The organism is Limnobaculum parvum (genome assembly GCF_003096015.2).
Classification (GTDB): domain Bacteria; phylum Pseudomonadota; class Gammaproteobacteria; order Enterobacterales; family Enterobacteriaceae; genus Limnobaculum; species Limnobaculum parvum.
In genome coordinates this window covers 1,135,795-1,147,500 of record NZ_CP029185.2, presented here as the reverse complement: position 1 = coordinate 1,147,500, position 11,706 = coordinate 1,135,795, and the positions used below count along the sequence as shown (strand labels likewise).

The following is an 11,706-nucleotide window of genomic DNA, read 5'->3' as shown; positions in this document are numbered from 1 at the left end:
TTTTGTGTCGCTACACCGAAGTGCAGTGACGTGAGATACCGTCTCGTGAGTGCCCACACAGATTGTCTGATAAATTGTTAAAGAGCGATGTTGCGGCGAAAAACTTCCCGCAACACGGGCTGCGTATACTACGCTTTCCCGCGTCAGAGTCAAGTGTTAAATCACAGATTTATGCACGGTAACGTCTGAACTGAAGCGGCTATTGCCGGGTCAGTGGAGGCGCATTATAGGGATTCAAAATCTTCTGGCAAGTGTTAATTTTAAAATAGCCGCTAAGCGTTCATTTATTCACCAATGAAATACAGAGTAATGCCGTTCTGAAGATAAAAAGAGCCTATAAGGACGCTTCAAGGCTCTCGGATTTGACTAATTGAAGTTTAGGACATCACACATTCTTTCAATAAATGGTCCAGTGCCAATGTCGATAACTGTTCTTCATCATCAGCGTTAAACTGGCTCAAAGCGTATCGATCTAACTCCCGTTCTATGAAGTTATGTATTTTTACCAATTTTTCACCATATTGAGATTCAGTATTTGCTCGTTTAACTTCTAACAAATAGCAGATTTCATCCAATAGCACGGGCTCTTCAACAATGTCCAATAGCAGAGAAAACGGCATCGGTGGTACGGTTGCACGTTCATCTATCCATTTAACCGCCAGTAGTGGCCTCAATACATAGAGATACTTCTTCAGTCGAACCTTATCCCCCTGCAAATAACCCCGGAAGTTCTTTTTGGCCATCGATAAGTAGTGATAACGGGCACGTAAACTGGAAAAGTGTTCAACAGCCAGAGCGCGAAACTTATCCATGAACTCACTATCCTCCCGGTAAACTATGGGAGAATCCAGCCATTCTAATAATGTTGGGTTAGCCCTTTTTAATAAGCCCAGCGCCTTACGCAATTCCCAACCGCTAATATCCAACTCATCATCTAGTGGACGTTCTATCACGTCTCTGCCTGATTCAACGGTTAAATACCACTCAGCTTTATGTACATAGATAAACCGAACGTCATAATCGCTGTCCGTTGAAGCAAATCCCCATCCCCTACTCCCGGACTCACAGGCATACAGAACTTTCACATCGAACTTTTTTTCTATCTCTTCTAACTCATTCAAGATACGCTTTTTCATCTCTTCTGATACTGGATGGTCTTCAACAGGTAAATATTTACGGTTAGTTAGTAATCCCTTTGGCATAACATTCTCCTTTTCTATTCGTTATTATTAATAGTATTACTGCCAGATATAGCAATCGGCACGCCAACTTTTTTCCATGACCAAAAATAAATTTAATTAATTGTTTTAGAAGCAAATTAGAATGAATAGTTTAATGCTGGCGAATGCAGAAGATATAAGATAACTTATTCATTCAGATAATATTTATATTCAGGGATAAATTATGAAGCGGGTTGCTATTGGTGTATTAGGTACCGTTTTGGATAAACGCGGCAAGCGGGAAAACCGCTGGAATAAATGGCGTCCAACCGTGGGAATGTGCCAACAACCTGATTTACATATTGATCGGCTTGAATTAATCCATGCAGCCAGAGATCGAGGCATGGCGGAACAACTCGCTCAGGATATTCATCTGGTCTCGCCACAAACTGAAGTTAAATTAAACGCCCTAACATTGAACGATCCTTGGGATATTGAAGAGGTCTATACCAAGCTATTAGATTTTTCTGAGCACTACCCTTTTGATCCTGAGAATGAAGAATATTTAGTCCATATCACCACAGGTACTCACATCGTACAAATCTGTTGGTTTCTGCTTACAGAAGCACGTTATCTTCCGGGTAAACTCATTCAGACCATGCCAAACAGGCACAATAGGGACGATGAATACTCGGGTAAACCAGAAGGCAATTACACCATTATCGATTTGGACTTAAGCCGGTACGATCAGATTTCTACTCGCTTTCAACAAATCAGTGAAAACTCTGTCTCTTATTTGAAGGCCGGCATTGCTACTCGTAATGCCACATTTAACCGCCTGATTGAAGAAATTGAACGTGTCGCTATTCGCTCTACCGCACCGATATTAATGGTGGGACCTACCGGGGCAGGTAAATCATTTTTGGCCCGAAGAATCTATGAACTCAAGCTGGAACGACATCAAATAAGTGGCCGCTTTGTTGAAGTGAACTGCGCCACGCTTCGGGGAGATAGCGCAATGTCGACGTTGTTTGGCCATGTTAAAGGCTCCTTTACCGGCGCTCAAACTGACCGACCAGGCCTACTTAGGGCCGCAGATAACGGCATGCTATTTTTGGATGAAATCGGGGAATTGGGCCTAGATGAACAGGCGATGCTCCTGAAAGCCATCGAAGAGAAAAAATTTCTCCCTTTCGGTAGTGATAAAGAAACGCAGAGCCACTTTCAGCTTATTGCCGGTACCCATCGGGACTTACGCAAGCAAGTCAGCGAAGGTCTATTCCGTGAAGATCTATATGCGCGTATTAATTTATGGACCTATAAACTTCCCGGTCTGGCTCAGCGCAGTGAAGATATCGAACCCAATCTGGATTATGAACTGGCTCGATTTGCACGTGAGCAAGGGGAACAAACTCGTTTTAATGCTGAATCACGCCGTAAATATCTCTCTTTTGCCACCTCATCTGAGGCGCTTTGGTCTGGTAATTTCCGTGAGCTGGGCGCGTCCATCACCCGTATGGCAACGCTGGCTGAATCAGGCAGAATTAGTGATGATATTGTCAGCGATGAAATAAAGCGTTTACAGGAAAGCTGGGGATATACTACTAAACCGATTTCATTACCGGAGCTGGATCAGCCAATAGATCTGTTTGACCAGTACCAGTTGCAGGCGGTTATTGAAATCTGCCACGCCAGCAGTAGCCTGTCTGAGGCGGGAAGGAAACTATTTGCCGTTTCTCGCCAGCAAAAACAGAACCCAAATGATGCAGATAGATTAAGAAAATATCTCTCCCGTTTTGGCCTGAGTTGGGAAGCCGTGAAAAAAGACAAAACAGAAATTTGATTATTCTCTCTCGTTATATCAGACAAGCAGACAAAACAGAGGGTGACTATTGTCACCCTCTGTTCAATTGGTTATCGGTTATTGCTTGGCCACAATTCTGTCACCCTCAACATCCAGCACTATTGGTACTCCCGGCAATAACTGACCGGAGAGAATTTGCTGCGCCAGCGGGTTCTCAAGTGCCTGTTGAATAGTCCGTTTCAATGGGCGCGCACCGTAAACCGGATCATATCCTTCTTTAGCTAACAGATCTAAAGCAGCTTCAGACATACTGATGATATAACCGCGATCGTCCAAACGTTGATACAAACGTTCCAACTGAATGCGGGCGATGGATTTAATCATGCTCTCACCCAGAGGATGGAATACCACCATTTCATCTATACGGTTGATAAATTCCGGGCGGAAGTGATGACCAACCACGTTCATCACCAACTCTTTTATCTCACCATAACCCAGTTGGCCAAAACGTTCCTGAATCATGTCTGATCCTAGGTTAGATGTCATGATCACAACAGCATTACGGAAATCGACGGTACGCCCTTGACCATCGGTTAAGCGCCCATCATCTAATACCTGCAACAGAATATTAAATACATCTGGATGCGCCTTTTCTACTTCATCCAGCAAGATAACCGAGTATGGGCGACGGCGAACTGCTTCAGTCAGATAGCCTCCCTCTTCGTAACCAACATAGCCTGGAGGGGCACCCACCAGACGAGAAACGCTGTGTTTCTCCATAAACTCCGACATATCAATACGTACCATTGCATCATCACTGTCGAACATGAAGTTAGCCAGTGCTTTTGCCAGCTCGGTTTTACCTACTCCAGTTGGCCCTAAAAATAGGAAAGAACCAATGGGTTTATTCGGATCGGATAAACCCGCGCGATTACGACGAATCGCATTTGATACCGCTTCAACCGCTTCATTTTGACCAATCACTCGCTGATGCAACTGATTTTCCATGCGCAGCAGTTTGTCGCGTTCGCCTTCCAACATGCGATCGACCGGAATACCCGTCGCTTTAGCCAGTACTTCGGCAATTTCTGCGTCAGTCACTTTATTACGCAACAGCTTCATGGTCTTACCTTCGGAGCTTTCTGCCAGCGCTAACTGCTTTTCCAGCTCTGGGAGCTTACCGTATTGCAGTTCAGACATTCTAGCCAGATCGCCTACGCGACGAGCTTGTTCCAGCGCTGTTCTCGCCTGTTCAAGATCGGACTTAATGGTTTGGGTGCCAGATACCGCGGCTTTTTCCGCTTTCCACTCTTCTTCCAGTTCAGAATATTCACGCTCTTTCTGCTCTAACTCTTCGTTCAGCATTTCAAGGCGTTTCTTACTGGCTTCATCAGACTCTTTCATCAGCGCCTGCTGTTCCAGCTTTAACTGAATAATACGGCGATCCAAACGGTCTAATGATTCGGGTTTAGAGTCCATCTGCATACGAATGCTGGATGCAGCTTCATCAATCAGGTCAATCGCTTTATCCGGTAACTGACGATCGGAAACATAGCGATGCGACAACGTAGCAGCCGCCACAATAGCCGGGTCAGTAATCTGCACATGATGGTGCAGTTCATAACGCTCTTTTAAACCACGCAAGATAGCGATGGTGTCTTCAACGGTTGGTTCTGCGACATAGACCTTCTGGAAGCGGCGCTCTAATGCCGCATCTTTTTCAAGATACTGACGATATTCATCCAGCGTTGTGGCACCTACGCAGTGTAACTCACCACGAGCCAGCGCGGGTTTGAGCATGTTACCGGCATCCATTGCGCCATCACCTTTACCCGCGCCAACCATAGTATGTAGCTCATCAATAAACAGAATAACGCTGCCTTCCTGTTTCGCCAGATCGCTCAAAACGCCTTTTAAACGTTCTTCAAATTCACCGCGATATTTTGCGCCAGCGATCAATGCGCCCATATCTAACGAGAGCACACGCTTGTGTTTCAGCCCTTCTGGCACTTCTCCATTCACAATACGCTGGGCTAAACCTTCTACGATCGCTGTTTTACCTACGCCGGGTTCACCAATCAGTACCGGATTATTTTTAGTACGACGCTGTAATACCTGAATGGTACGACGGATCTCTTCATCACGACCGATCACGGGATCCAGTTTGCCTTGCTCTGCTCGTTCAGTCAGATCGATGGTATATTTCTTCAATGCCTGACGTTGATCTTCTGCACTCGCATCGTCCACGCTTTCGCCTCCTCTTAATTGGTCAACCGCTTGGGTTAACCTCTCACTGATTGCCCCGGCTTTTTTCAGCAGATCGCTTAACTGCCCGCGTTCTTGTAATGCGGCCAGAATAAACAGTTCGGAAGAGATAAATTTATCGTTGCGCTTTTGAGCCAATTTATCACACAGGTTCAGAATACGAACCAGCTCATTTGATGGCTGAACATCCCCCCCCGCCCCCTCGACCTGCGGTGCACGACTCAGGGCATCATCTAGGTCACGGCGCAACCGGTTAACATCAACGCTGGCAGAGGTGAGCAATGGACGAACACTTCCTCCATCCTGACTGAGCAAAGCGCTCATCAGATGAATAGGTTCTATGAATTGATTATCACGCCCCAACGCTAATGATTGAGCATCGGCCAGAGCGAGTTGAAATTTACTAGTAAGACGATCCAGACGCATAACACCTCCCAAAAACAGTTCAACAATATATGTTGCTATGTCATATAAATAGGGGTGCGAAGGCGTTTTTCAAGTTCAAAGTCAATATAAATTATTGAGGTAAGTTCACAAAATAAAGAAATTACTTAATATCAAGAGATTAATCAAACCAAATTAAACTGACCATCCTGCCCGTATCTCTTTCACGCCGATATGAAAAAAATAGCTCAGGTTGGCTAACCGTGCAGTAACTACCACCATAAATTTTTTGTATACCCAGTGACTGAAGGCGCTGGCGAGCTAACAAGTAGATATCCGCCAGATATTTATCGTCTCTAGAGGAAAATGCGCTATCAGCAACTGGATTTACCGTCATGAAAGCATCACGAACTTCTGGCCCGACTTCAAACTGTGTTGGACCGATTGCTGGCCCTAACCACGCGATAATGTTATCCGGCGCGGCCATAAAGTTTTCAATTGTCCGTTCAAGAATTCCCGCCTGAAGTCCCCGCCAACCCGCATGAGCCGCCGCCACTTCATCACCGTTCACTGAACAAAATAGTACAGGAAGACAATCAGCAGTCATGATGGCGCAAACTTTACCCGGCATGCGGGTATAGCTGGCATCGGCACACAAAGATATGGGTGTACTTTGCGTCAGGGTTAATACCTCGACGCCATGAACTTGTTCAAGCCAAGTAATATCGCCGGAAATATTTAGCTGCTGCTCTAAGCGCTGACGATTCTGTAGCACTGCGGTTGGCTCATCACCGACGTGGTTACCCAGATTCAACGTATGATAAGGCGCAACGCTGACACCGCCATTACGCGTAGTGTTAACCGCTTTCACCCCCGCAGGTGCTATCCATTCCGGCGTTATTAGTGGAATCATTACCAGTTCAGCTCATCTTTAAACAGTTCAGTATCGGCACGTAGTGCAGCTATCAGTTGTACCATATCTTCCGGCAATGGCGCATGCCATTCCATCAGTTCACCGGTAATGGGATGATGCAAGCGTAACATGATGGCGTGCAGTGCCTGACGGTCGAAAGATCGTAGTTGCTGTATAAATGCCTCGGATGCGCCCTTCGGTAGACGAGGACGACCACCATACAGCGGATCCCCCACCAATGGGTGAGTAATATGCGCCATATGCACACGGATCTGGTGAGTTCGGCCTGTTTCCAGACGTAGACGTAGCCGAGTGTGAGCGCGAAAGTGCTCCATAATCCGGTAATGTGTTACCGCTGGCTTCCCCATTGGATAAACGGACATATGAGTACGTTTGGTTGGATGACGTGCAATCGCCGCATCTACCGTGCCGCCACCGGCCATAGTACCGATCGCCACGGCTTCATATTCGCGGGTAATTTCTCTGGCCTGCAACGCTTCCACCAGCCGTGTCTGGGCAGGTACTGTTTTTGCTACCACCATTAAGCCTGTCGTGTCTTTATCCAGACGATGAACAATACCGGCGCGCGGCACATCGGCAATCTGAGGATAATGATGTAACAAGGCATTTAACACCGTACCATCAGGATTACCGGCTCCCGGATGGACTACAAAATCTCTTGGTTTATTGATAACGATAATATCGTCATCTTCATAAACAATGTTTAATGCAATATCTTGCGATTCCCAACGTACTTCTTCTTCGATCAGCGCATCAATTGCGATACACTCTCCACCCAAAACTTTTTCTTTAGGTTTAGTGATTATTTGACCGTTTACTGATACACGCTCTTCCAAAATCCATTCTTTTATGCGAGAACGTGAATAATCAGGGAACAATTCGGCCAAAGCCTGATCTAATCGTTGTCCGAGTTGTGACTCGGCAACTGTTGCTGTGAGTTGTACTTGCTGTGACATAAAATAACTTCTTAAGTTTTAAGTTGGGTTTTCGCGGCAATGCCGTTTAAAATAATGTGCTATTGTAACTGGTACTCACCGGAAGCTGAATGGATAGCTTCCAGAACAACACTCTGAGGATAAGCAAAACGTCATGATGCGTATGAAATATTTAGTGGCCTCTGCCATATTGAGCCTGACGTTGGCAGGTTGCTCATCGGACACTGTCCCCGATAATCCGCCATCGGAAATGTATGCCACCGCGCAAGAAAAACTACAAAGCGGCAACTTCCGGGGCGCCATCACTGAACTGGAAGCACTTGATAATCGCTATCCGTTTGGTCCTTATTCACAGCAAGTGCAACTGGATCTGATCTACGCTTATTATAAAGCAGATGAGCTACCAATGGCACAAGCCACTATTGATCGCTTTACTCGTTTAAACCCTACGCACCCTAACATTGATTATGTTATGTATATGCGCGGCTTAACCGATATGGCGTTCGACGGTAATACCGTACAAAATTTCTTTGGTATTGACCGTTCGGATCGCGATCCGCAACATGCCCGCGCCGCATTCCGCGACTTTACTCAGGTAGTGCAAAACTTCCCACAAAGCGCCTATGCCGCTGATGCTCAAAAACGCTTAGTCGCGTTACACAACCGTCTGGCTAGCTACGAGCTTTCCGTTGCGCAATATTACACTAAGCGCGGCGCTTTTGTTGCAGTAGTTAACCGTGTTGAGCAAATGCTGCATGATTATCCTGATTCTGAAGCAACACGCAATGCATTACCGTTAATGGAAAATGCTTATCGGCAGCTAAATCTGGCGTCTCAGGCGGATAAAGTCAAAAAGATTATCGAAACTAACGAAATCAAAGACTGATTATTTTATCGCCTTCAGTTAATCGCTACGTGAATGCGTAGCGATTAACATCTCATCCCTTCGCTACGTTTTACTTATATGTTGTACCCTACTTATAAGTAAACTCATAATAGACAATATAAGCATCCAGCTTGTTAAGCCTTGCAACAACAAAAATGCCATCCAGCCCCATATAATATTTTAATATTACCGTTTAGTGCTAAGCCCTTTTTTGTTTTGTTTAATTAGTTCCTCCCCCTAATTATTGATGCATTAACAAGTATTAATAATCGATAACATATTGATTATTTTGGCTTATTGTTTTATGCCTGGATTAAAATAACGTTATATTAATAATGAGGGAACTCGTGATGAAGAAGGTTTTAAAATGGATTGTTATTATATTTGTTGCTTTAATGGTAATCGGATTTTTTGCTGGTAAAAATAAAGAATCAAGTACTGGAAGTAATGTTGGTACCTCAACACCTTCAACTGAGTCGCCAAAACCAGTAGCTCAGGCAGAAGTAAAACCAGAGATATATAAGACAACAGCCAAAGCATTATTTAATGATTATGAAGAAAATGAAGTTGCAGTAGATGAAAAAATGAAAGGCAAACTAATTGAAGTTAAGGGTGTCGTTCAAGCTATTGATAAAGACTTTCTTGATAACATTATTATTAATTTGCGTACATCAAATGAATTCATGCCAGCACGTATGACTATGGATAGCAGTAGTAAAAGCGTAGCGTTGAATTTGAAGAAAGGCCAAACTGTCGTCATCACTTGTGAAAAAATGTCTCGTCTGGTGGGCTCGCCTTCAGGTAGGGATTGTATTTTTAATCAGTAAATTCTAATTTTTAGTTAGAGTGCCACTGGATTTTTATGTGGCACTCATTTTTAGTTAGATCCAACCTTTGCTACGAAACTCTTTCAGTATGCTAACAAACGTCGTCATCTCTTCTGGCGTACCCAGCGTCAGTCGATTCCAGCCTTTGGCGGGTGGGAATTCTCGTCCAACAAACACATGATATTCCTTCATTCTGTCCTGATAGGTTTTTACCTCCCCCGGTACTTTGTGGAAGATAAAGTTAGCCTGTGATGGTAAATACTCCAGACCCAGTTCATCCAGCGCATTGGTCACAATTTTACGTGCGGTTTCTACTGAAGTCTTACTGATGGTGAGGAAGGTCTTATCATCCAGCGAAGCAAGTGCCGCAACTGCACCGGCTGCATTGGTATTATCCAGTGAAATAAAGTCTTCAACCTGAGCAATAATCTCTTCATGGGCGACGGCATAACCAATACGCAAACCTGCTAACGCATAAATTTTAGAAAAAGTACGGGTTACCACTACATTTTTATGCTGTTTTAAAACCAGCTCGATGCCGCTTTGAAAACGCGGATCGGTGACGAACTCCGCATAGGCTTCATCCAACAGGAACAAAGTGCGTTCTGATGCTGCTTTAATCCAAGGATCTATTTGGTCAGCCGGCGTAATGGTTGCCGTTGGGTTATTTGGATTACACAGATATACAATGGATAAGCCGGGGAATTCATTGGCGACCTTCTTCATTGCCTCAATATCAAACGCCAGCTTATCATTCAATGGTACCTTGATAACCGCAACGCCAAGCGCTTTGGCATACAGTTCAGCGTAGTTGAAGGTAGGATCAGGAACAATAACCTGAACCTTCTGACCCGCTTTTTGGGCCTGATAAATAGCCATTTGAACCACAGCCTGAATGGATTCTGATGAGCCATTACCTAATGAGATATTTTTTGATTGTAGTTTGTGGCTCTCAGCTATTTTTTCAATTAATTGCTCTCTGGCGGCATCCGGGTAGCGGAAGGCTTGAGGTAAGGCATTAACCACCGCTTGCTGTGCCTTAGGGGACATCCCTAGGGAGTTCTCATTAAAGTTAAGCAACAGTGGTTGGTCTTTGGTAGGTGTCGGTAAAATTTTTGCAGTACTGGCAGTTTGATGATCCTGACTGGCTCTGGCAACACCGGTGGCTAAATTTCCAAAGGTTAATCCACCCAGCAGTAATCCTGATGATTTTAATAGTGTACGTCTATCCATGATCTTCTCGCTTATAATGAATATTTATTCAAAAAATATGTATTTTCTGCGATAACCTAGCGAATTTTATGAATATTGTAAATATCAGAAAATAAATTTACTCAAAGAAAAGAAGGATAGAGTGGGAGAGAAGAGAAGTCATGAGTTAATCTCATTTACAGTCTCACGTGAATGCATAGCAATTAACATATTATCCTTTCGCTACGTTTGACTTATATGTAGCACCCTACCCATCAGTAAACTCATATTGGACAATATAAGCACCCAGCTTGTTAACCTTTGCAACAACAAACACGCCATTCATCCCTTGCTTACGCTGTTCACCAGGCTTCAAAGCCTCTTTCGAAGAACAAAATTCAATCCACCGCCCAGTATATTGTTCTTTAATCCGTAATCCAGCTTCGCAACGCCCAAATTTTCCTCTACGAGGTCCGAGATAAGATACTTTATACTCCGTTATATAGCTTATTGTTTTTTCAGGAAATAGATAAACATAAACATCAAATAAATTTGAGCAGACGACAAGACTAATACAGGTACCGAACAAAAATATCACCAATCGCTCTTTTATAGTTCGCTTAAATTGCTTACACAGTAAGAAAATAATACCAAAAATGGCGCTGACGATTAGTGTGATAGTAAAAAAAGGAAACTCAGGGATAAGAACCGTACGATTAGATATCGATGCTGACCAAAGCAGATACCAGTTTACTGCCAGCAGTAAAGAAGATATCACCACAGCTAATATCATATATTTGATTAACTTTTTTCTTGCTCGGTTAACCATCAAACACCCTATGTAATATTCCAATATTACTTTTTAGTGCGAAAAAAAGGGCTTAGCACTGCTAAGCCCTGTATATAACTAATAGCTTTTGGATGTTGCTTAAGCTTTACTACCAAGACGCTCTTTGATACGAGCAGACTTACCAGCGCGCTCACGCAGATAGTACAGTTTAGCCTGACGAACGGCACCACGACGTTTAACAGCAATGCTGTCAATAACAGGTGAGTGAGTCTGGAATACACGCTCTACACCTTCGCCGTTGGAAATTTTACGAACAGTGAACGCAGAATGCAGACCGCGGTTACGAATAGCGATAACCACGCCCTCGAATGCCTGCAGACGTTTCTTACTACCTTCAACGACCCATACCTTGACTTCCACGGAATCACCCGGACGGAATGCAGGTACGTCCTTTTTCATCTGTTCTTGTTCAATTTGCTTAATAATGTTGCTCATAATATCTCTCTTACCCTAGGTAAACTGAAACTGCG

At 44.1% G+C, this 11,706-nt stretch carries 10 protein-coding genes; 3 read left to right on the top strand and 7 right to left on the bottom strand.

What is annotated here, in order from left to right; translation table 11 throughout:
- Window positions 1–377: 377 nt before the first annotated feature.
- Window positions 378–1,202, bottom strand: coding sequence for a nucleotidyltransferase domain-containing protein (locus HYN51_RS04505; RefSeq protein WP_108901745.1), 825 nt, complete (start codon window positions 1,200–1,202; stop codon window positions 378–380).
- A gap of 199 nt (window positions 1,203–1,401) precedes the next feature.
- Here HYN51_RS04505 and rtcR point away from each other — a divergent pair, with 199 nt between their 5' ends.
- Window positions 1,402–3,003, top strand: coding sequence for an RNA repair transcriptional activator RtcR (gene rtcR / locus HYN51_RS04500; RefSeq protein WP_108901744.1), 1,602 nt, complete (start codon window positions 1,402–1,404; stop codon window positions 3,001–3,003).
- Between the two features lie 78 nt (window positions 3,004–3,081).
- On the opposite strand, the gene clpB is transcribed toward rtcR, so the two are convergent.
- The 3 genes from clpB to rluD all read right to left on the bottom strand — a co-directional run bounded on the left by clpB (window position 3,082) and on the right by rluD (window position 7,503).
- Window positions 3,082–5,655: an ATP-dependent chaperone ClpB gene (gene clpB / locus HYN51_RS04495; protein WP_108901743.1), complete on the bottom strand. Its 2,574-nt coding sequence runs from the start codon at window positions 5,653–5,655 to the stop codon at window positions 3,082–3,084.
- Between the two features lie 139 nt (window positions 5,656–5,794).
- Complete coding sequence (yfiH, locus tag HYN51_RS04490; protein WP_108901742.1) at window positions 5,795–6,526, bottom strand: purine nucleoside phosphorylase YfiH; 732 nt, start codon at window positions 6,524–6,526, stop codon at window positions 5,795–5,797.
- Window positions 6,526–7,503, bottom strand: a complete 978-nt coding sequence (gene rluD / locus HYN51_RS04485; protein WP_108901741.1) for a 23S rRNA pseudouridine(1911/1915/1917) synthase RluD — start codon at window positions 7,501–7,503, stop codon at window positions 6,526–6,528. Before rluD ends, yfiH begins: the two co-directional genes overlap by 1 nt.
- Window positions 7,504–7,636: 133 nt before the next feature.
- On the opposite strand from rluD, the gene bamD reads away from it, so the two are divergent.
- The gene (gene bamD, locus HYN51_RS04480; RefSeq protein WP_108901740.1) at window positions 7,637–8,368 is read left to right on the top strand and encodes an outer membrane protein assembly factor BamD; all 732 of its coding nucleotides are present in this window, start codon (window positions 7,637–7,639) and stop codon (window positions 8,366–8,368) included.
- A gap of 350 nt (window positions 8,369–8,718) precedes the next feature.
- Window positions 8,719–9,195: an OB-fold protein gene (locus HYN51_RS04475; protein ID WP_108901739.1), complete on the top strand. Its 477-nt coding sequence runs from the start codon at window positions 8,719–8,721 to the stop codon at window positions 9,193–9,195.
- 54 nt (window positions 9,196–9,249) lie between these two features.
- Here the strand turns inward: HYN51_RS04475 and HYN51_RS04470 are convergent, their stop codons facing one another.
- The 3 genes from HYN51_RS04470 to rplS form a co-directional block, all read right to left on the bottom strand.
- Window positions 9,250–10,428: a pyridoxal phosphate-dependent aminotransferase gene (locus HYN51_RS04470; protein ID WP_108901738.1), complete on the bottom strand. Its 1,179-nt coding sequence runs from the start codon at window positions 10,426–10,428 to the stop codon at window positions 9,250–9,252.
- 226 nt (window positions 10,429–10,654) lie between these two features.
- Window positions 10,655–11,215: a hypothetical protein gene (locus tag HYN51_RS04465; protein ID WP_108901737.1), complete on the bottom strand. Its 561-nt coding sequence runs from the start codon at window positions 11,213–11,215 to the stop codon at window positions 10,655–10,657.
- Between the two features lie 99 nt (window positions 11,216–11,314).
- A complete protein-coding gene (gene rplS / locus HYN51_RS04460; RefSeq protein ID WP_108901736.1) occupies window positions 11,315–11,671 on the bottom strand; it encodes a 50S ribosomal protein L19 in 357 nt (118 codons plus the stop codon).
- Between the last annotated feature and the right edge of the window lie 35 nt (window positions 11,672–11,706).